Raw genomic sequence first — 20,113 nt, forward strand, 5'->3', positions numbered from 1 at the left:
CGATACGCGCTATTTTGCCGCAGGTAAAAGCTCAGCGCTGAGCAACCTCGACTCAATGTTTATCATTGCGGCCGGGCATAAGGCACATACCAGGCTAACTGCGTCCAATAATGAGCCAGCTGCTCGTGGGCCCTGCTCATCAAAGCAGCGTCCAGGAAGACGCTGCCTTGGGGTCAGACTTGAGCGCGCTATTACATCCGCCACTCCAGCCCAAAAAACAGGCTTCGGCCATCACCAGGCAGGAACTGAGCGCTGTCTTGCCCCTTCGCGTCGGCGATCACCCCGGTGGTCGATGCGTAGGTCTTGTCGGAGAGGTTGCGGCCTTCAACAAAAAAGCCCAAGCCCTGCGCTGGTCGGTATCCACCTTTCAGCCCCCAAATGGCATACCCGTCCGCATACAGGGTTTCAGCCTCGTCGACATTGTAGTGGTTGGGTACCCATTCGAATGTCGGGCCGGCGTACCAGCCTTGTAGCTGCCACAGGGCCTCGCCCTTGATGAATTGCCGAGGGATCCCGGCCAGTCGATTATCGCCGTAGACCTTGTCATCGTCGAAGCGGAAGTCGTTCAACAGGTACTGTCCACGTAAAACGAACTGGCCAAAGGTCAATGCTCCCCCCAGTTCAATACCTTGGTGAATCGTATGGTCGGCATTCACCGTTCCCAGTGGTTGGCCACTGCTGTCGTTGAGTGCGAGCAATTCGTCGCGGATCTCGCTGCGGTAAACCGCAAAGTCCAGGTCGAGGTTGTTTCGAGACCAGCGCATACCGGCTTCCAAAGTATTTGCCTTCTGCTCGTCGTTTTTCGTCACGACTTGCCCTCCAGTTAGTTCGGAGAACGTTGGCGGCTCGATACTTTGGCTCAAGTTGGCAAAGAGCTGTATACCTTCAGCTAAGTCGTGGAGTATGCCAATGCGGCCTATGTGACCTTGGTAAGTCTCGTTGAACGATTCATCCTGAGGCAAGCAGAAGGCCGAGACAAAAGCGTTGCACTTGAAGCGGTCGTCGACTTCGCGTTGCTGGTGCAACCAGGCAACACCTGCGATCACAGCCCAGCGTTGCGCGACGGGGATCTCTAGTTCGCCAAAGGCATTGAGGTTGCGCGCTGTCTGGTGAAGCTCGTTGACCTTGCGACCTTTGTGCCCGGCAACGTTGACGTATCGAGAGTCCCAGTTACGTCCTTGACTCGCCTCCACGCCGGCTGTAGAGCGCCAACCTTGCTCGTTCTGCCACTTGTGTGAGAGACGTGCACCGTAGTCTTCACTATTGATGTCCAGTACTTGGAAGATCGGGTGGAACAACGACTTCTCGCTGTAGTAAGTGGCCAGTTCCAAACTGTGCCCATCGTCCAGCTGTAAGGTACTGATATTGCCGATCCGGTTGAGGGTGAAATCGCGCTGCTGATCACCGCTGATGCTGTCCGCTGAAGCCTGTTTGGGGTCATTACGCATCTGAGCCTTGGTCAGGTTGCCGGGCAGATCCGAGTCGGTCTCCACATGGGTCAGGTAGAAACGGGTCGACAGGCGTTCGTTGATGCGACCGCCGAGGTTGGCGAAATAGCGCTGATTATCCTGCCTGGAATGGTCGCGGTAGCCGTCCTGATTGGAGTCGGAAACGCTCAAAAAACCATCCCAATTCCCGAAGTCCTGTGCGAACGCACCGTATCGACGTTGATAGCCAAAGCTGCCTCCTTCGTAGCGCACGTCTACAGGCGGTGCGGTCTTTCCGGTGGGTGTCACGAAGTTGATTGCTCCCCCAAGGTTGGTTGCCCCATAACGCCAAGCATTGGCACCGCGCAGCACCTCTATATGGTCAGCGGCCAGTGGTTCGATGGTCTGGAAGTCGAAACTGCCATCGGCCAGATTGACGGGGGCGCCATCCTGCATCAATAGCAGACCGCGCCCGTGGAAAGTACGTTGCAATCCCGAACCCCTGATTGAGAGTCGGGCTTCTTCTGCGCCAAAACGCGGCTGAATGAAGACACCGGTGGCGAGCCCGAGCGCATCCTGCAAGGTACTGCTGCGACCAGTCTTGTAGGTCTCAGCATCGACCACTGAGGCACCGCCGGGGATATGTGAAAAGTCAGCGCGTTTTTCAGCAATGCTCGGGGCTGTCGGGTCACTACGGTACTCGCCCTTGATTTGGGTTTCTCCTAGTTCGACGTGATCGGCCTGCGCACAGGGAATGAGGCCCAGGCTTAAAGCCAGGCTCAAGAACGGCGTACGGTTCATGGGTTGCTCCTTGGATCTAATTTTAGGTGTTCGAATCGGCAGACAGCATCGTTCCCGGTCGAGCAGACAAAGCTGCACCGCTCAGACAGGCACGATCAGATACCCGCAGCGAAGTGCGGGAGAGGGATAGCGATGGAGTTAAGGGGAAGCGCGGGGGTTGGCGGGGGGCCAGGTGAAGCGAGGGCAAGTGCTTTCGCGTTGTTGGCGATACTTGAATGTTTTGCGATGGGGGCGAAGCAGCCAGCTGAGGCAGAACAGCATGGTGATGTTTAAAGTGAATGCGCTACAAAGCGGACAGCCCATGGTTGGCATCAAGCCCGGATTTTTCGAATCGTCCGATTTTTCGCCCAGACCGACACCGGTATGGTTGTCAACAGAACAAAAGAGGCCGCCGACTCCATTTAGCTCCAGACCACTTTGTTCTCCATGACTGAAGCTGCAAGCCAATGCACTGAACAGGACGCATGCATAGAGCATCCAGGCGATCAGCGCGCGATGACTTCGAACAACACTCATGGCGTTGGCTCATGGTTACGGGGGCTTTATTCTTATTCATCATAGACGCAGATTTTACATATTCGCCAGTCGTCTTAAGGAGAATGGAGTAATCAAATTCAGGCGCCTTCGTCAGCCTAATGCTGGAGACTCGGTTACGGTGGAATTCGAGTTCTTAGCATCTTGAATATCCAACCGGTGCTGCTATAGGATGAAGACAGGAGATGGCATTCCTCCTTTAACCGCCTTTGTGCTGATGATGCCTACGTGAACCCTGGACAGGGTGCGTAGGTGTGTCTCCCTGTCCTCCAATTTAGGACAGGATCGTGACCTCTATTCTCATATCAGTTCCCTCTCGTAATCTGCGGTTATCAGCAGCTCCTCGGCTCTACCAGCCCAGAGGAGAATTGCATCCATGCTGAAATCACTTCTAGTTATCGCCATCGGCGCATCCCTTGGTGCCTGGTTGCGCTGGATATTGGGCATGAAGCTCAACGCCCTGTTCCCTACGATTCCCCCAGGTACTGTGGTCGCCAATATGGTCGGGGGCTATATCATTGGCCTCGCCATAGCGTTTTTGGCCGCATCCCCCTCCCTAAGCCCTGAATGGCGCCTGCTGATCATCACGGGTTTCTGTGGGGGACTTACCACCTTTTCCACTTTTTCAGCCGAAACAGTCGCCCTGATTCAGGAAGGCAGATTGCTGTGGGCGTTCGGCTCAGTTTCATTGCACGTTTTGGGCTCGTTGGCGATGACGGCTGCCGGGCTTCTGTCCTATCAAATGATTGGCACGCGCTGAGGAGATGAAGATGAAAGGTTTTCTGGTGATTTTCTTTACCCAACAGAACCGTCGCTATCAAGGAAAGATGCTCGGCGACTGGATCGTTGATTTAGCCAAAGAAATGGGCCTGCGTGGCGCGACCCTCTCCACAGGTATCGAGGGTTTTGGACACACGGGCCGGCTGCATTCCTCGCACTTTTTTGAGCTGGCAGATCAGCCGACGGAGATTCGAATGGCTATCACCGAGGAGGAATCCGAAAGGTTATTCAAGCGATTGGAAATTGAGGATATTTCGGTTTTCTACATAAAAACCCCAATCGAGATGGGCACTGTCGGAAAAAAGGCCACCTAGCCCCCGCTGATTGCTGCCGATTGAAGCTTTCAACGAATCATGACGCTTACCTTCGCAGGAAGGACGGCTTAGCAGTAGGTGACGTGTTGAGCCATTTTTCCTTAAGTCGTTGCTTCGGGCCGGCAGGCCCGGCTACCGCAACCATAAAGACAACGACTACCCTCCGCCATTTCACGGTACAAGCCCCGTCTCGTGCGAGACCTTTATCGCAAACTTGCGTCCTTAGATTTTCGGAAACCCAGATGGCTAGTTATGCTTTTGACCGCTTGAGAATGAGCTTTGGACATCGTCCAAGGCCTGCCATGGGAGGATCCCCAAAGAAGCCTTTGCGCAGTCGGGCCCGTGGGGAAATGTTTTGTCCCTGTCCAGTTCGGCCTGCTCAGCATGGCAAGTCTTGCACCTGACAATTCCCCGATTGATCGCCCAGCTTGAGTGCCATTCCAGAAGTTTTTCTGTCGGTGTCATTGGATCAACGCTCTCAGGCGAGATTGGCGAATCAGTGTGCTCTGTTCGGATGACAAGAGCGAAGTCACAGCAGTTCAATTGACCGTCTGCATTTGGATTTTAGCTGCCTGTTGATCACTCCGGAGCCATCAACATTGCGAGCGTCATTTTGATGAATTTTTCATTTTTGCTGATCGTGCCCAGCGCTCCACGAACGTTGTCGGCGACATCAGCAGATCCGCGCTGCTCAACCCAAAGCGTCAATTCCATAATGGCCGCTTCCAGCGCGAGTTGGTTCTGATTGATCTTGAATAGTAGGGGTGGGAGCAGGTCTGAATTTGGCATCTTGATTCCTCCGTGGAAGAGGTCAGCGTAGCAGCAGGAGACTCTTTAGGAAGAGATGGCCTTTCCAGCAAATTGAGATGCGGGGTAGCAGACCTCACTCATGCCTTTTTGCGATGTTTCCAATCGACTAATGTCCGCTCTTACTTCTCATCGGAAACTGACTGCGGTCGCTTGCGATGGTGGCTCATAGCCGCTAATAGTAAAGAGGTGCTTGGAGAGGGCGTGAAGATGATTTCGAGATTTGTTGTTGTCCCTGCAATCCCAACGGAAACGGGATCAATGCGTAACGGATCGCGCTTCTACTGTCAGACTGCACCTATAGGCTTCAACCTCTATGACAATGAGGAAAAGCTGCGGCTGAAGACAACCTATCAGACCCGAGAAGAAGCAGAGGGAGAGTGTCAGCGGCTCAACCTGGAGCGGCTTCAAAGCGTCCTTTCGGAACGGGAATCCGTGACTGCGCTATAGGCATTCACTCCCGCATAGGCATCAGGCGCCCGGTTTCCGAAACGAGTGGATCAGGAGCTCGCGGAAGCACGACCTACACCACTCTGACGTGGATGCTCCGCGTTCAGGAGCGAACAAACAACATCTGCCTCTGCCCTGATCTTGAACACCCCATGCTTGCTAGCAGAGCCTCCCTCGACGAGATCTACAACCCGATATTGCTTGATGCCATCGTCCAGTCTGGTTGTTTCGATGACCCTGAATCTTGAATGCATGGTGCGTTCCCTGCTGAAACTGGTGCTTTAGAAGTACCGGTATGACTCCATAATTTCAACAATTATGCAGGACTGAGCTGAGACAATTTATGACAGGGCGCAATGATTCTCTGCATGAGGACAGAGACTTCGCGGGAGGTGGGAGGGGTAACCGCTTAATCTGTCCCCGCAAAATTGCCAATTTGCTGCCGCACAATTGGCGTTACGCTTATGGGTAAAAAGGTAAAGCAGCCAAGTTCACTCGCTCGACACTGGCTTTTGGGCAATGACGTCAAAGCGATGCCAATGCTTGGTGCCACGCATACTGCGCCCATCATATTCATGGACTTCAAAGGCCTTCAAGCTAAGACCCCGAAATAGCGCGCGAGCCTCTAACTCAGAGTGAAAGGTTCTAGTCGCGTCGGATGCCCAATCATCTTTGTCACCGAAGAGTTGGCCCACAAAAAAACCTCCCGGCAGAAGTGCAGACATCACAACTGACCAGAATTTTTCAAAGTAATCTGGATGACAAAATGGTAAGGCCATACCTGCATGGATCAACGACGAGGGTGGCAAAGTCTCGAGACTTTCAAACCGTTGGATAGTTGTTTCTATCTTTGCAGCAGGGTGAACCAGACCGATGGCGTGCACCATTTCGATTGCGGCCGGCTCTCGGTCGATAGCTAGAACATCCCAGCCAGCTTGAAGTAAAGCGCGAGTCTCGTTGCCAGAGCCGCAGCCCAGATCCACAGCTTTTCTAGAGTTCGTCTGAGTGCTAGCAAGTCCAAGTGCTGTGTGAAGAAGCGATGATGCTGGACGGTCTCTGTGGTGCTCGTAGTAAGTTTTCCACCTAAATGTCCCGCTTGGATCCTTGCATTGCATTCCTTTAACCTTCCCTGTGATCGTAATCTCGTCAAGAGCCTTCGTATGCTGGCAGGGATTTGATACGGAGTCTCCTGAAAAGGCAACTGAAGAACCAAGCTTCGAGACTTATGCAGCCAGGCGACAGCGGTCTCGATTTGCGCCGGGATGCATTTCACAGGGATGCGCTCAGAGGGCGTGATTCATGCAAGGTGACTTGGGCATACTCTTACAAGCTTTCAACGAATCATGACGCTTACCTTCGCAGGAAGGACGGCTTAGCAATAGGTGACGTGTTGAGCCATTTTTCCTTAAGTCGTTGCTTCGGGCCGGCAGGCCCGGCTACCGCAACCATAAAGCCAACGACTACCCTCCGCCATTTCAGGCGGTAAAAGCCCCGTCTGTACGAGACTTTTATTGCAAACTTGCGTCCTTAGATTTTCGGAAACCAAGATGGCTAGTCGTGCTTTTGACCGCTTGAGAATGAGCTTTGGACATCGTGATCCCCAAAGAAGCCTTCGCGCAGCCTGGCCCGTGGGGAAATGTTTTGTCCCTATCCAGTTCCGCCTGCTCAGCATGGCAAGTCTTGCACCTGACAATTCCCTGATCGATCGCCCAGCTTGAGTGCCATTTCAGAAGTTTTTCTGTCGGTGTCATTGGATCAACGCTCTCAGGCGAGATTGGCGAATCAGTGTGCTCTGTTCGGATGACAAGAGCGAAGTCACAGCAGTTCAATTGACCGTCTGCATTTGGATTTTAGCTGCCTGTTGATCACTCCGGAGCCATCAACATTGCGAGCGTCATTTTGATGAATTTTTCATTTTTGCTGATCGTGCCCAACGCTCCACGAACGTTGTCGGCGACTTCAGCAGATCCGCGCTGCTCAACCCAAAGCGTCAATTCCATAATGGCCGCTTCCAGCGCGAGTTGGTTCTGATTGATCTTGAATAGTAGGAGGGCGAGCAGGTCAGAATTTGGCATCGTGATTCCTCCGTGGAGGAGGAGGTCAGCGTAGCAGCAGGAGACTCTTTAGGAAGAGATGGCCTTTCCAGCAAATTGAGATGCGGGGTAGCAGACCTCACTCATGCCTTTTTGCGATGTTTCCAATCGACTAATGTCCGCTCGTGCTTCTCATCGGAAACTGACTGCGGTCGCTTGCGATGGTGGCCCATAGCCGCTAATAGTAAAGAGGTGCTTGGAGAGGGCGTGAAGATGATTTCGAGATTTGTTGTTGTCCCTGCAATCCCAACGGAAATGGGATCAATGCGTAACGGATCGCGCTTCTACTGTCAGACTGCACCTATAGGCTTTGAACGAGCCCCATGAAAGACAGGACACCGTTTCCCCCTTACGATAAGGGATAGGCAAACGGTTATGTTTATGACTAACAGCAACGATAAGAGTGGGGAGCTTTTGGGCCAGGAGCGGCGGCGCCGCTGGAGCCCAGAGCAAAAGCTGGCCATGGTTCGCGAGAGCCTTGAACCAGGACAAAGTGTGTCGGTCGTCGCTCGGCGCAACGGCATCAATGCCAATCAGCTGTTTCTGTGGCGCAAGCTTTATCAGGACGGCAGCCTGTCGGCGGTCAGTTCCGGCGAAGCCGTGGTGCCTGCCTCCGAGTTGAGCGATGCGCTCAAGCAGATCCGTGAACTGCAACGGATGCTGGGCAAGAAAACGATGGAAGCAGAAATCCTCAAAGAGGCCGTGGAGATCGCCCGGTCGCGAAAATGGATTGCGCACTCACCCTTGTTGCCGGGGGACGATCAGTGAAGCTGGTCAACGAATGTCTCGGTGTGGCGCGCTCGCAATTAACGGTTCGAATCAAGCAGTTGGTATCGCCCAAAGTGCGGCGAAGCAGGCCCTGAACGATGCTGATCTGGTAGTTGAAATCCAGCAACAGGTCAGCGAGTTGCCCAGCTATGGCTACCGTCGTGTCTGGGGATTACTGCGCCGCGCCCGTGAAACCCAGTTGCTGCCCGCGATCAATGTGAAGCGGGTTTACCGGGTGATGCGTGATCACAACCTGCTGCTTGAGCGCCGGATCAAACAACCCGGCGTGCCGCGTCGGCACGAAGGCCGTATTGCCGTGGAAACCAGCGATACGCGTTGGTGCTCGGACGGCTTTGAGTTCCGCTGCGAGGACGGCGCCAAACTGAGCGTCACCTTCGCCCTGGACTGCTGTGATCGCGAGGCTATCGGCTGGGTCGCGAGCCCGACTGGGTACAGCGGTGATGATATCCGCGACTTGATGCTGGAAAGCGTGGAGAAGCGTTTTGGTGATCAACTACCCACCACGCCGGTGCAATGGCTGAGTGACAACGGCTCGGCGTACACCGCCGAACAGACGCGCCTGTTTGCTCGACAGATCGGTTTGCAGCCGGTGACCACACCAGTGCGCAGCCCGCAAAGCAACGGCATGGCCGAGAGCTTTGTGAAGACGATCAAGCGTGATTACGTGGCGCATATGCCCAAGCCGGATCGAGAAACGGCGTTACGCAACCTGGCAATTGCCTTCGAGCATTACAACGAGCAGCATCCGCACAGCGCCTTGAACTATCGCTCACCGAGGGAATTCAGGCGCTTAGCGGCAGCATCAATTTAACGGGGAGTTGGTGTCCGGTTTGGTAGGGGCAAGTCCACTGGTTGTTTGCCGGGTCGCTGCGCAGTGGCAAACGGGCGGCGGCGATCATGAGTATAATCCAGTCGGCGCGCATGACTGGGCATGATCCGTATGTTTATCTGAAGGATGTGCTAACTCGGCTGCCGACGCAGCGGGCGAGTGAGATCGAAAAACTACTGCCGCATCATTGGGTATCGGCCTAGCTTACTCAAGGTAACTTTGACAGACTCCCGGATTGGAACGCTAACCCCCCCTTACCAGACGCGGATAGCGGGATAGAAAGAGAATCTCGTCCACCAAAGCCATCCGGGCGTTAACGTATCTTTCGGTATCTATCTCTAGCTAGGGGCCCAAATGTCACTGATTCTTTCCTCAACAGAGCGCTTTCTCTCAGAGTTCCATGACCAAAGAGCAGGTATTACGTCGAAAGCGTTTATGGCACTCCCAGCTGTCAAGGGTGGGAAGGCGGCGGCGTCCTCCTATGAATTTCTTGTAGATGTTGTCCCTAAGGCGAGTATGCCGCTGACTGTGCTGGATGTCGCTTGTGGCGACGGCTATTTGTTAGAGCTGGTAACCCTATCGAGATCGAAGACTGCGACGTTGATCGGTGTTGATATAAGCCGGGGGGAACTCACTGCCGCCGAGCATCGACTTGGGCAAGACGCAACCCTTATCAAAGGGCGTGCGCAAGAGATGACGCTGCCTACGGGCTCAGTGGACATCGTATTATGTCACATGGCTCTCATGCTCATGGACGACTTGGAGTTGGTAATAGCAGAAATTAGAAGAGTACTAAAACCTGGCGGCCTGTTTTCTTTTATTGTCGGCGCAAAGCCAGAGTCTAGCAATGCGCAGAACCTATACATCCAGATTCTGCGCACTGCCCGACAAAATTTAAACTCAACGATTCCACGCCTCGGCGACAAACGCCTCGAAGGCGATGTACAAATTGAACAATTGCTCGCAGGCGGTTTCGCTAATGTTGCAATAGATGAGATTTCTATCTCGCGACGCTATTCACCGTTAGAAATGTGGAGCTGGTTTGAAAGCATGTATGATTTGCATGGAATTCCAGATGCCATGCGAGAAAGTATGAAGAGGGAGTATATTAATACTCTATCAGTCACATGTGACAGCGATGGTTTCGTGGGATTTACAGATAATCTGCGTCAAGTCACTGCTGTTGCGGGCTAACACATCCGTCGATTCTAGGGACAAGGGCGAGCAACTTTCTCTGAGGAAACTGCTCCAGACCTCACGCTTTACGATTTTGGGTTTTGAAGGTTTTTTGCGCATGGCGATCCGCTTGTTAACCTGGAAGAAAGTTCGATACTGGTAAGAAATGGCGAATCAACCAGACCCTAGCCCGTCCCGAGCTATCCCGGCGGGTCAGCTGGGTAGTTGGGGCGACGTTCATCTGCTTCGGAGCAGCCATCCTGACCATGCGTCGACAGGCTGCATAAGAGGAGGGCAGTACAGGTGCCAAAACATCACCACTGATTTGATGCAAAGCCTGCCTCTTTCAAGCCAGGGTAATCATCGAGCGCAAGGCTAGTCTCACCATCGTCCATTGGCTCGCGCACTGATTTATGTATCACTCCGGCTTCAGCATCCGCACGCATCTGATCGAGCTCCCTGTGAAACGCCTTGTCCTGAACCGTGGGCTTACTGGTGTATGGCTTTCGTTCGGGTTCAGGCTGTGCTGCATAAGTCGTTACCGCATCAGGGTCGTGCTGTAGCTTTTCTTTAACTTGCGATTCCAGCATTGCACGTAGCGCATCTTTGTCGGGCCGAGTCAGCAATTTGTCACTCCTATGAGGAAACCAGGCACCCAGTAATCGACTGGGCCAGTGGCCGTTGGGGAACATCCAATCGATCGTTTCGAAAGTTTGGGATGCGGATGCAGCCACAGGATTTCAGGTCGAAGAGAAGAGGCGGATCATCAATTTCTTCCAACGCGGCGATCGTGTCAAATTGGGTACATGCCTGGGATGATTCCGTAATCGACAGGAACGCAGGCAGTGAGAGAGTACAAGGCTACGATCCCTTCTCGATTTCCAGCACGCTGATCATGGGTGTTGGCCTCTACGTGGGTAAACCAACCGATGGCGTTAGCTGATAGCTGGGGCTATTTCATCAGGAAATTGCTGTAGTCGAGTTCGGTCTATAGCTAGTCCAACAGGTAGTAGGCATACATTATGTATGGCCTCTTGGTGTACGTAAGGATATGCTGCCCCCGACTTCATATATGCCAATAAAAACCAACCACAGTGACGTTATGAGCCAATCAGAGACGCGTGCGAGTGCCCTAGCGCTGTATCCAGAGGACTCCCGCGAGGCGGCGGCTCTGCTTAAGCAGGCCGTACCACTGATGGTGCGTCACAACATTCCACCAAATCCTGTGCACTATGCTCTCTGGTACACCTACAGCAAAGGTCAGGAGCCAGAGCTTAATCGCCATCTGGACAGGGTCGTCAAAGACTTCGACTGTTTCCCTCCAGAATCCGCTACAAAGCTTTTTCGCGACTACATCATTCGTGAGGAGTTGGAGGAGGCGCGCGCAGGGCAACAACAAGCGATCGATCTGGTTGACGACATGGAGCGTGATGTCTCGCGTTGCGTGAATGGCAGCGCCAACTTTCAAGCCAGTCTTGGCCATTGCATGGAAATGCTCGCGGAGCCGGTCGACCAGAGGTTGCCCGCCATTCTGAGCGAGCTGCAACAGAGCACCCAGGTCATGCAGGATCAGCAGGAGCTTTTTCTCTCCCAACTGCACTCAGCGCAAAATGAAATTAAGAGCCTGAGAGACAAGCTCGAGCGAGCCCAACTGGCTGCATCTTTGGATGGGCTGACTAAGGTGTTGAACCGAGCTACCTTCACTCGCTTGCTGGATCATGCATTGATCAACGCTCCTCATGGGGTGGCATTGGTCATGTTGGATATCGATCATTTCAAGCAGTTCAATGACCGGTATGGCCATCCTTTGGGCGACCGCGTACTGGAGCATGTTGGTCAGGTGTTACGGAACTCAATCCCGCCTCAGGCCCTGGCGGCACGCTATGGTGGTGAAGAGTTCTGTGTAGTCCTGCAAGAGTGTTTTGATCTCACCAGTGCTCATACTTTTGCTGAGCAACTGCGCCTAAAAATTCAGGCGCTGCGAATCAAGGTTCGTGGTACAGATGAAGTGCTAGACACTGTAACTGCGTCGCTTGGTGTCGCCCTCGCCAAAGCGGGTGACGATGTGGAAAGCCTTCTGACTCGTGCCGATGATGCGCTCTATCTAGCCAAGCGCAGCGGGCGCAACCGAGTGAACTGAAACTGGCGTTCGGACACTTGCTGCAATCACAAAGCTCCACAGGATATGGTGATTCGATTCGCGTTCATTCCGAATGGCAGCCATAGCTAAGCTGTGGTGTGAAGTGACGTCAATGGAGGAGGTCGCTCCTTCGGGCTTAAGCCCGGCTCGATCTCGCGCCTTCAGGTAATGTGTCCAGGTATGCGTTTCCGGCCTGGCGAAGGACTCTGAAGTTCAGCCTGATGTACTGGTGCAGCGGAGCATTTTATGGCTTCCTCATTTGTCTTCGAGGCTGCCGCGCTGTTCGCTATTCCAGGCTTCAGTGAGTTCGTCTATCCGATCTGTGATTTGAGGCTTTTTTGATAGGACTAGGCAGCGCGTGTTGCCGACAAATTCTTCTATCAGGTACACAGCGTCGCCGACATCCAGCTCCAACTCCTGTAACGCTTCATCAGGAATTCGAATAGCGCCGTCACCATCCCATTCTTCAATGATGATTTTCATCGGTGGCTTTCTCACGTGCGGTCTCCATTGCGTCTGAGTCGGCAATGGTAACGTGCTTTTGCGTACAGGCTCAGAGCGCAGCTAGCAAAGGTTCGAGCTGTTCACGCTCCGAGGTACTTAACAGGTCGATCAGATCAGTGTTGATCCGGTGCCTCATAGAAAGCACCCGCGTTGAGGCTGCCTTTATCGATGCCTCGGAAATCCCATGCGCTCGGCATAGTACGGCTGCACGGTTACCGAGAGGCGCAAGTCAAAAGCTTTCAAAGCCGCTTCTAATTGTTCAATTTTTGATGTGTGTAAAAAGTCCACTAGGCGATCACCCTGGGCCTAATGCACGCCGAGCAACCGGCACAAGTCAGCCTTGCGCATATCTCGCTCCATCATGGCGTTCCATAGCGCGATCTTCGCCACGGTTACCGCTGGCAAGCGGACTACGTGCTCACCAGCCTTCGGCGCAGATGCTACTGGTATGACTCGTCGCTGATCGACGTAAACGGATAGGGTTGTCTCGATCGCGTCCAGGGCTTCGCTGACTGCGCTCTCCCGATCATCGCCATAGCTGTTCAGCTCTGGAAGGTCGCGGCAGAACATGGCAAGTCCTGGAACACTGTCTTCCTCAAAGCGGATTGCATAGTCGTACATGGTCACTCCTCGGAGTTTATCGCGGTAATTTCACTCGCGCGCTGCGTCGGTAGGCGTTCTTCAAGTAGGCATACAGATCATGGGGTAGATCACTCGGGTGCCATCAACACCGCGAGCGTCATCTGGATGAACTTTTCATTCTTGCTGATCGTTTCCAGCGCGCCTCGCACGTTACCTCCGACCTCACCTGATCCGCGCTGCTCAACCCAAAGCGTCAATTCCATGATAGCCGCCTCAAGGGCGAGTTGATTCTGATTGATCTTGAATAGCAGGGAAGGGAGCAGGTCTGTAAGCGTCCAGCCAACACACCTTCCGAACTCCAGCATTCAGGGCGATGGTGGACGCTCGAATTGGTTGTTCGCCGGGTCACTACGCGCGATAAGCGGGCAGCCGCGATCATGAGTTTGATCCAGTCGGCACGCATGAATGGGCATGATCCGTATGTCTATCTCAAAGATGTACTGACGCGGCTGCCGACGCAGCGTGCCAGTGAAATTGATCAACTGCTGCCGCATCGGTGGATGCCCGCCTGAGTCACGCAAGGTGACTTCGGCGGACGCGCCTACCATTATTTAACGTGCATACAACTACAGCTTCGTCACAAAAGTCCGCGCCTGATACAGCGCAAAGCTGCTGAGCACGATAATAAGGGCGACTGCGAGCATGTCGGCCCCCGGAAAACCCCAGAAATCAGACATAGTGCTTCCTTAATAATAATAGTAAGTGGCAACAACCATCAGGCCAGCGCAGTGTCGCGCATGCGTTGGCGACCAAAGTCGTTAATCCTGAACTTGAACAGCACTCGGCCGGCACCAAAATAGGCCTGGTCATCGAGCTTCTCCTCAACACTTTCGATGATGCCGCTGGAGAACAGGTCTGTCAGGGTGACGCGAGTGTTGCCGCGCCAGTAGTCACCGCTAAGACCGTATTCACTCATCAGCGCATCGGTGATTTGCCAGTCCCAGATGCCGACGTCCTGCTGATCGTTGATCAACTGGAGAATGCGGCCCTTCATATGCAGCTTATTCATGGCCTGCTCCAATCATCACGAGTTAACTACATCAACGGCGATGCTAGGTTTTTTGCTGTCGGTTGATACGGCGCGTACTACTTCGAGCACCTCATCACTTTCGGTGAACATCACAAACCCGCCCGCCACAAACAGCACCAAACCAGCCAAGAAGTTCCATTCGGGAAACTTCAGCGTGAAGGCAGCGAGGAAGATCACCGCAAACAAACCATACAGCGCTGCAATTGCTTGCCCGCGACCAACGCCAATCAGTGGGAACGACTTGTACCAAGAGACGTAGCAGAAGGCGAAAGTCACTCCTGCTAACGTCAGCCAGCCGATGGCGGCCCAATTGAATGTGGCGACAACAAGTTCTACTACCGGTTGATCGGTAAATAAAAAGATGGCCGGCAGAATCAGTGCGACCCAATACAGCACTTCGGCGGTAAAACGCACCGTAATGCCTACATCCGGGTCGGCAACATCGAGCCCGCGACCGGCGATTGCACCTTCTACACCCCAGCCAATAGCAGCCATTGCACCGCCTAAATAGCCCAGCCAGCCGGTGTCACCGGTGCCGGTGACTTCAGCAATGATGCCGGGTGCATACACCGTCACACCGCCGGCCAAGATGATGAAAATACCCACGGCTGCGCGCCGGGTGATTTTCTCCTGGTACCAGAGCCTGGCCAGCGTTGCGCCGATGATGGGGTACATCAATGCGGAAATAGCCGCGAAAGCCCCGCCGATATAACCGATCGCCAAATACGAGCCAAAGATGGCCATCGGGCCGCCAAAGATGGCACCGATGAAGAACCACTTAGAGATGTAACGCATCTGTTTGATGGTGCGAACGTACTCTCCCCACTTGCCCAGTACCCCGTTCCAAACGAACAGGAAGAACAACACGGCAACGGCGTTGAAGGTGGTCAACACGGCTGCCGCCAACAGGAACTCGGCATTGGTGTCGTACTTCAGGTCTACATAGGGCGCTTCGAACCAAACTGCGGAACCTGGCACATACCAAGCCCCCCAGAGCACGGCGCACCACAATGCCCACGTAAAACCCCAACGGATGCTGCTGGTGGTGAAGCGCGACCGAGCCTGGCTTAGGCTTGGTTGATTCATGAAGATTCCTTTGCTGGCGTCGATTGCTTGCCGTGCAGGAAGGCTTCCAGTGAATCGTCTATGGCATCCATCCACGGCGTGTGATGCACGGGCGCCATGGTGCCGGTCAGCGTGGAGCGATAGCTTTTGTTGCGATAGCCGAGGATGTCCGCTTCTTTATCATGCTCCCACTCCTTGAAAATATCAGCCACGGTGAGAACATCGAAGGGCGGGTAATCGGTTGGCTCAAGCAGGTCGAGTATGTAGGCGGCCTGATAGTCGATGGCTTCAAAGGGATCGGCCACTTGCTCTTCGCGGGCCACCCATTCACGGGTGTCACTGGCCATGGTTTGTTCTGCTGGCAGCTTGATGCGGCCAAGCATAATGTCCCGGGCATACCAGGCCTGGGCATCGAACATGTTGAAGGTGTAGTACTGATCCTGCATGCCGAGGAACATCAGCTTCGGATTGGCCAAAGACACGATGCCTTTGTACAAGCCTTCCGGGTATAGCCGGTTGCGCGTGGTCAGCGTTAGCTCGTTGGGCAGGAACGGGAAGTGATGCCGATACCCGGTGCACAGGATGATCGCGTCAACCTCTTTGCTGGTGCCATCCTTAAAATGTGCGGTCTTGCCGACCACATTGGTGAGCAACGGTACTTCGGCAAAAGATTCCGGCCAATCAAAGCCCATAGGCTTGGTGCGATAGCTGAAAGTAACCGACTTGGCGCCGTACTTGTGGCACTGCGTGCCGATGTCTTCTGCCGAGTAACTGCTGCCAACCAGCAACAAATTTTTGCCTTGAAACTCGCACGCATCGCGGAAATCATGGGCGTGCAATACGCGACCGGGAAACTGCTCCAAGCCTTCGAAGTAAGGCGCGTTGGGGGTCGAAAAGTGCCCGGTGGCGACGATTACATGATCGAATTCTTCGGTGATCAGTTGGTCTTGCTTGAGGTCGCGCACGGTGACCGCGAACTTGCCGGTGCTCTCGTCATAGGCAACCCAATGCACCGCTGTATTGAAGCGGATGTGCTGGCGCACGTTGCTTTTGGCTACGCGGCCGATGATGTAGTCACGCAACACGGCGCGTGGCGGGTAGGAGGGAATCGGTCGGCCGAAGTGTTCTTCGAAGCTGTAATTGGCGAACTCCAAGCATTCCTTGGGGCCGTTTGACCAGAGATACCGGTACATGCTGCCATGGACGGGCTCGCCATACAGATCCAACCCGGTGCGCCAGGTGTAATTCCACAGACCGCCCCAGTCACTCTGCTTTTCGTAGCAAACGATCTCGGGGGATTCAGCGCCGTCGCAACGGGCGGCTTCAAAAGCACGTAATTGTGCCAAGCCGCTAGGGCCGGCGCCAAGAATGGCAACTCTAAAAGTCATAAAGACTCCTTTCTTCAGGCGGTTCATCGCGCGCGGGATCTTGTCCCTGGCGACGACTGAGCGCGGAAAAGAGTGACGCTCGTGCCGGTAACGGTCGGGCCATCAAGCTCTGAGTGATGCGCACCAAAATCGGCTTAACCGATGGTGCTATGTGATGAAGGCAGCATCTGTCGGTGAAACAGAAGGCCGGGGGTGGGCAGGCCACCAATGAAGCGCGGGTTCTCGAGAAAACGCTGGAAGGCAGCGTTCGATCCGGTCAAACAGGAGAAAAAATGCTTGAAACCGGTCAGAACGTTAACACACCTGACGTAGGGAGAAGCCTTTTTCCTGCAAATAACCATTGATGATGGTGACGATCGCATGGGCCAACTTATGTATTTCCAGCAGGTGCCGGAAGGTCATGATCGTGGTGTTTTCGGAGATCGACGCGCTGAGGCTCTGGCGTGCGAACTGGCGTATTGGCGTATTGGCGTATTGGCGTATTGGCGTATTGGCGCGATTTTATATAGCGCTTCTTCCATCGTCGGGTCGCCCAGGGTGAGCCAGGCTGCAGCAGATGAATGCGCAACATGGTTTCCAGCGGATAGAGTTGCCGCTTCGACGCAAGGACGCAGAGCCAGCACGACGAGCCAGGAAAGCGTGGCAGCAGTGTCCGAAACGGGCGGCAGCAATCATGAGTTTGATCCAGTCTGCACGCATGAATGGGCATGATCCGTATGCGTACCTGAAGGACGTTCTTACTCGCCTGCCAATGCAGCGGGCGAGTGAGATCGCTCGACTGCTGCCACATCAGTGGGGCACTGTTAATTTATCGGAGATGGCAACGTTTTAGAGTGGCTGAAAGCGAAATGACAAAAGAGACGGCACGTTACATCTTGATCACAGGCGCTGCAGGTACCGGCACCACGACCTTAGCGGATGCTTTAGCAAAGGAACTGAGCACAACTCACCTAGAAGCAGATGATTTTTTGTGGCTGCCCAGTAACCCGCCATATCAGCATCTGGCAGACAAAACGCAACGAGGAGAGCGCTTGCTACAAGAAGTGCGCTCTCATGGCCGTGCAGTGGTTGCCGGATCAGTAATGGGCTGGGGTCAACCGCTTGAGAGCGAATTTGATCTTGTGGTGTTCCTTTATCTTCCTGTTGAACTCAGATTAGAGAGACTAAAACGTCGAGAGGTAAAACGCTTCGGTCAAGCAAAGCCCGAGTTTCTGGCTTGGGCAGCTCAGTATGATGAGGGGGGCGTCCCTGGACGTAGCTTGGCCAGGCATCAGGAATGGCTGTCTGCGCTTACCTGTACTGTCTTAAAGCTTGAGGGGGACATATCCGTTACAGATCGGGTATGGCAAATACTGGATGCAGTCGACGGACTGAACCACACACCGTCAGTCATGTGAACGTGTGTTGGCTATACGCTTACTTTTGCATCGCGAGTCCTCCATGAAAGAGGTTAGCGTAGCAAAAGGTCTGGGAAGCCGGACGTGACTCCGATCTCGTCGAGTCCTGGCTGACCAAGTGAGTTGGTTTGAGTACAAAAGGGCCTGATAGGGCCCTTAATTGTTGGCGAGGAATAGGGCACGAACGAGAAAGCAGCGCGTTTACTTTGGCGGCCCAGGCAATGACAACGCCGGTGTTTCAGCGTGTTGGGACTATCGATTAAAGCGCTCGACCAACGAATATTGAGTTGCAGCTGTCTTGGTCAACTCCTTGCTTAGTTCTGCTGAGTGATGAGCTTGCTCAGATGTCTGATCTGCCAGGTGGGCAATGGTGGTGATGTTACGGCTGATTTCCTCGGCGACGGCGGATTGCTCTTCAGTGGCGGCCGCAATCTGCGTTGTCATATCAGTGATGTTGGCTACGGCTTCACTGATTCCCACCAATGCCTTGTCTGCTTCAAGTACCCACTCCACGCCTTCTTCGGCTTGACGATGACCGCTTTCCATTGTCTGTACGGCATTGTTAGAGGAAGTCTGAAGCTTGGTGATCAGGTCATGGATCTGCTTAGTGGACTCAGACGTGCGCTGTGCCAACTGACGTACCTCGTCGGCCACAACAGCGAAGCCTCGACCCATATCGCCAGCGCGCGCGGCCTCGATCGCGGCATTCAGTGCCAGTAAGTTGGTCTGATCGGCAATACCTTTGATTACGTCGACCACTGTTCCGATTTCGTTGCTGTCCTTGGCCAACTGCGCGACGGTCTCCCCAGTTTCACCCACCACTGCAGAGAGGCGCTGGATCGCTTCGCGGGTATCTCGGGCAATGTCGCGTCCGCGTCCGGTCAGCAGGTTAGCCTCCTGGGTGGCGTCAGCGGTGCGCTGGACATGGCTCGCGACTTCTTGTGTGGTCGCCGCCATCTGATTGACTGCAGCGGACACTTGCTCGGTCTCGACGCGCTGGCGGTCAAGTCCACGTGAGCTGTCGGAGGCCAGTATGTCGGATCTCCCGGCTAACCCACTGAGTTGCTCTGCAGTGTCTTGCAGGCGTGTAAGACAGGTCTTTAGACGCGCAGCCTGGCTCACAAAGGCTGTTTCCAGACGCGCTTGAGCCCCGTGCTGATCACTGTACATCTGTGCAATAAGTTGATCCGAAGTAGAGGGCTCAGCCATCTGCAACAGGCGCATTGTTCCTTGCTTTTGCCAACGAGAGGTTATCAGTCCGAGCGGAACGGAAATGCCTATTGTGGCGACAATAGCTACGAATGCGTTGAGAAGTAGGCCGCTCAAAGTGCCCACTAGACCCATGACAAGGTACGGCAGGTAGTCCAGCAGGGCAGGCAGCCACTTGTCTCGAGTGGGAATGGCAGGTTTTCCCTGGCTGATGCGCCGGTAGAGGGATTCTGCGCGTCGGATCTGCTGAGCGGTCGGTTTGACTCTGACCGATTCAAAGCCAACCACTTGGCTGCCTTCAAAAATTGGTGTTACGTAAGCGTTCACCCAGTAGTGATCGCCATTCCTAGAACGGTTTTTGACAATCCCCATCCACGGGTTGCCTTGCTTGAGAGCGCTCCACATATGGGCAAAGACTGCAGATGGGACGTCAGGATGGCGGACGATGTTTTGAGGCGCGCCAATCAGATCGTTTCGGTCGAAACCGCTGATCTCGACGAAGGCGTCATTGCAATAAGTAATCACTCCTCGAGCATCGGTTGTTGAGATGAGTTTCTGTTGAGGTGCTAGCGCAATTTCGCGCTGCGTTACTGGTTGATTGTTTCTCATTCCTACTGCTCCTTGTGTCCTATTAAAATGCCATCGGCAGTTACTAGAAAAAGGTTAGTAAGCATTGTAAAAAAAACCTTTAATAACAATGTGTTGTGTTGAGTTTCTGGGGTGGGCACCTAGAGTATT

18 protein-coding genes, 7 pseudogenes and 1 riboswitch are annotated in these 20,113 nt (G+C 54.0%); of the genes and pseudogenes, 10 read left to right on the top strand and 15 right to left on the bottom strand.

All coding sequences use genetic code 11. The features are described from left to right. Positions 1–191: 191 nt before the first annotated feature. Together ACMXYJ_RS18395 and ACMXYJ_RS18400 are read right to left on the bottom strand one after the other, a co-directional pair. Complete coding sequence (locus tag ACMXYJ_RS18395) at positions 192–2,228, bottom strand: TonB-dependent receptor family protein (protein WP_415756324.1); 2,037 nt, start codon at positions 2,226–2,228, stop codon at positions 192–194. Between the two features lie 138 nt (positions 2,229–2,366). Beyond that, positions 2,367–2,744, bottom strand: a complete 378-nt coding sequence (locus tag ACMXYJ_RS18400) for a DUF2946 domain-containing protein (RefSeq protein ID WP_415756325.1) — start codon at positions 2,742–2,744, stop codon at positions 2,367–2,369. A gap of 190 nt (positions 2,745–2,934) precedes the next feature. Beyond that, a riboswitch (Fluoride riboswitch) is annotated at positions 2,935–2,996 on the top strand. A gap of 142 nt (positions 2,997–3,138) precedes the next feature. Here ACMXYJ_RS18400 and crcB point away from each other — a divergent pair. Further along, positions 3,139–3,522 carry a fluoride efflux transporter CrcB gene (crcB, locus tag ACMXYJ_RS18405; RefSeq protein WP_415756326.1) on the top strand — a complete coding sequence of 128 codons (384 nt, stop codon included), beginning with the start codon at positions 3,139–3,141 and terminating at the stop codon, positions 3,520–3,522. Between the two features lie 10 nt (positions 3,523–3,532). After that, entirely contained in the window at positions 3,533–3,856 is a 324-nt protein-coding gene (locus ACMXYJ_RS18410; RefSeq protein ID WP_415756327.1) for a DUF190 domain-containing protein, read from the top strand. 579 nt (positions 3,857–4,435) lie between these two features. On the opposite strand, the gene ACMXYJ_RS18415 is transcribed toward ACMXYJ_RS18410, so the two are convergent. The 3 genes from ACMXYJ_RS18415 to ACMXYJ_RS18425 all read right to left on the bottom strand — a co-directional run bounded on the left by ACMXYJ_RS18415 (position 4,436) and on the right by ACMXYJ_RS18425 (position 7,188). Beyond that, complete coding sequence (locus tag ACMXYJ_RS18415) at positions 4,436–4,645, bottom strand: hypothetical protein (RefSeq protein WP_415756328.1); 210 nt, start codon at positions 4,643–4,645, stop codon at positions 4,436–4,438. A 959-nt stretch (positions 4,646–5,604) separates the two neighbouring features. Then, a complete protein-coding gene (locus tag ACMXYJ_RS18420; RefSeq protein ID WP_415756329.1) occupies positions 5,605–6,228 on the bottom strand; it encodes a class I SAM-dependent methyltransferase in 624 nt (207 codons plus the stop codon). A 750-nt stretch (positions 6,229–6,978) separates the two neighbouring features. Then, positions 6,979–7,188, bottom strand: coding sequence for a hypothetical protein (locus tag ACMXYJ_RS18425; protein ID WP_415756330.1), 210 nt, complete (start codon positions 7,186–7,188; stop codon positions 6,979–6,981). A gap of 399 nt (positions 7,189–7,587) precedes the next feature. On the opposite strand from ACMXYJ_RS18425, the pseudogene ACMXYJ_RS18430 reads away from it, so the two are divergent. The 4 genes and pseudogenes from ACMXYJ_RS18430 to ACMXYJ_RS18445 all read left to right on the top strand — a co-directional run. Continuing rightward, positions 7,588–8,806 (top strand): annotated as a pseudogene (locus ACMXYJ_RS18430) (IS3 family transposase). Between the two features lie 26 nt (positions 8,807–8,832). Next, positions 8,833–9,027, top strand: a pseudogene (locus ACMXYJ_RS18435) (transposase domain-containing protein); the annotation flags it as partial. A 151-nt stretch (positions 9,028–9,178) separates the two neighbouring features. Then, positions 9,179–10,018 (top strand): class I SAM-dependent methyltransferase, encoded by an 840-nt coding sequence (locus ACMXYJ_RS18440; RefSeq protein ID WP_415756331.1) that lies wholly within the window; start codon positions 9,179–9,181, stop codon positions 10,016–10,018. A gap of 167 nt (positions 10,019–10,185) precedes the next feature. Further along, positions 10,186–10,287: pseudogene (locus tag ACMXYJ_RS18445) on the top strand (LysE family translocator); the annotation flags it as partial. Between the two features lie 27 nt (positions 10,288–10,314). On the opposite strand, the gene ACMXYJ_RS18450 reads toward ACMXYJ_RS18445, so the two are convergent. Next, positions 10,315–10,626, bottom strand: a complete 312-nt coding sequence (locus ACMXYJ_RS18450; RefSeq protein WP_415756332.1) for a hypothetical protein — start codon at positions 10,624–10,626, stop codon at positions 10,315–10,317. Between the two features lie 476 nt (positions 10,627–11,102). Here ACMXYJ_RS18450 and ACMXYJ_RS18455 point away from each other — a divergent pair, with 476 nt between their 5' ends. Further along, positions 11,103–12,140 carry a GGDEF domain-containing protein gene (locus ACMXYJ_RS18455; protein ID WP_415760754.1) on the top strand — a complete coding sequence of 346 codons (1,038 nt, stop codon included), beginning with the start codon at positions 11,103–11,105 and terminating at the stop codon, positions 12,138–12,140. Positions 12,141–12,395: 255 nt separating this feature from the next. Here the strand turns inward: ACMXYJ_RS18455 and ACMXYJ_RS18460 are convergent, their stop codons facing one another. The 3 genes from ACMXYJ_RS18460 to ACMXYJ_RS18470 form a co-directional block, all read right to left on the bottom strand. Beyond that, a complete protein-coding gene (locus tag ACMXYJ_RS18460) occupies positions 12,396–12,638 on the bottom strand; it encodes an AbrB/MazE/SpoVT family DNA-binding domain-containing protein (RefSeq protein ID WP_415756333.1) in 243 nt (80 codons plus the stop codon). A gap of 312 nt (positions 12,639–12,950) precedes the next feature. Next, positions 12,951–13,265 (bottom strand): type II toxin-antitoxin system HicB family antitoxin, encoded by a 315-nt coding sequence (locus tag ACMXYJ_RS18465; protein WP_415756334.1) that lies wholly within the window; start codon positions 13,263–13,265, stop codon positions 12,951–12,953. Between the two features lie 89 nt (positions 13,266–13,354). After that, positions 13,355–13,591: a hypothetical protein gene (locus tag ACMXYJ_RS18470; protein WP_415756335.1), complete on the bottom strand. Its 237-nt coding sequence runs from the start codon at positions 13,589–13,591 to the stop codon at positions 13,355–13,357. A 13-nt stretch (positions 13,592–13,604) separates the two neighbouring features. Between ACMXYJ_RS18470 and ACMXYJ_RS18475 the strand changes: the two are divergent. After that, a pseudogene (locus ACMXYJ_RS18475) lies at positions 13,605–13,798 on the top strand (transposase domain-containing protein); the annotation flags it as partial. A gap of 203 nt (positions 13,799–14,001) precedes the next feature. Here the strand turns inward: ACMXYJ_RS18475 and ACMXYJ_RS18480 are convergent. The 4 genes and pseudogenes from ACMXYJ_RS18480 to ACMXYJ_RS18495 form a co-directional block, all read right to left on the bottom strand. Beyond that, complete coding sequence (locus tag ACMXYJ_RS18480) at positions 14,002–14,295, bottom strand: hypothetical protein (RefSeq protein WP_145307075.1); 294 nt, start codon at positions 14,293–14,295, stop codon at positions 14,002–14,004. A gap of 15 nt (positions 14,296–14,310) precedes the next feature. Next, on the bottom strand, positions 14,311–15,402 hold the full coding sequence (locus tag ACMXYJ_RS18485) for a hypothetical protein (RefSeq protein ID WP_415756336.1): 1,092 nt from the start codon (positions 15,400–15,402) through the stop codon (positions 14,311–14,313). Continuing rightward, on the bottom strand, positions 15,399–16,769 hold the full coding sequence (locus ACMXYJ_RS18490; protein ID WP_415756337.1) for a flavin-containing monooxygenase: 1,371 nt from the start codon (positions 16,767–16,769) through the stop codon (positions 15,399–15,401). Before ACMXYJ_RS18490 ends, ACMXYJ_RS18485 begins: the two co-directional genes overlap by 4 nt. Before the next feature lie 303 nt (positions 16,770–17,072). Beyond that, positions 17,073–17,364 (bottom strand): annotated as a pseudogene (locus tag ACMXYJ_RS18495) (transposase); the annotation flags it as partial. 60 nt (positions 17,365–17,424) lie between these two features. Between ACMXYJ_RS18495 and ACMXYJ_RS18500 the strand changes: the two are divergent. Both ACMXYJ_RS18500 and ACMXYJ_RS18505 read left to right on the top strand, forming a co-directional pair. Further along, positions 17,425–17,601, top strand: a pseudogene (locus ACMXYJ_RS18500) (transposase domain-containing protein); the annotation flags it as partial. A gap of 1 nt (position 17,602) precedes the next feature. Beyond that, complete coding sequence (locus ACMXYJ_RS18505) at positions 17,603–18,166, top strand: AAA family ATPase (RefSeq protein WP_415756338.1); 564 nt, start codon at positions 17,603–17,605, stop codon at positions 18,164–18,166. Positions 18,167–18,418: 252 nt separating this feature from the next. Here the strand turns inward: ACMXYJ_RS18505 and ACMXYJ_RS18510 are convergent, their stop codons facing one another. Further along, positions 18,419–19,501 carry a methyl-accepting chemotaxis protein gene (locus tag ACMXYJ_RS18510; RefSeq protein WP_415760755.1) on the bottom strand — a complete coding sequence of 361 codons (1,083 nt, stop codon included), beginning with the start codon at positions 19,499–19,501 and terminating at the stop codon, positions 18,419–18,421. Positions 19,502–19,708: 207 nt separating this feature from the next. After that, positions 19,709–19,984, bottom strand: a pseudogene (locus ACMXYJ_RS18515) (PAS domain-containing protein); the annotation flags it as partial. Positions 19,985–20,113 lie beyond the last annotated feature (129 nt).

The sequence above is a fragment of the Pseudomonas arabinosi genome, assembly GCF_047758675.1.
In the GTDB taxonomy this organism is placed as follows: domain Bacteria; phylum Pseudomonadota; class Gammaproteobacteria; order Pseudomonadales; family Pseudomonadaceae; genus Aquipseudomonas; species Aquipseudomonas arabinosi.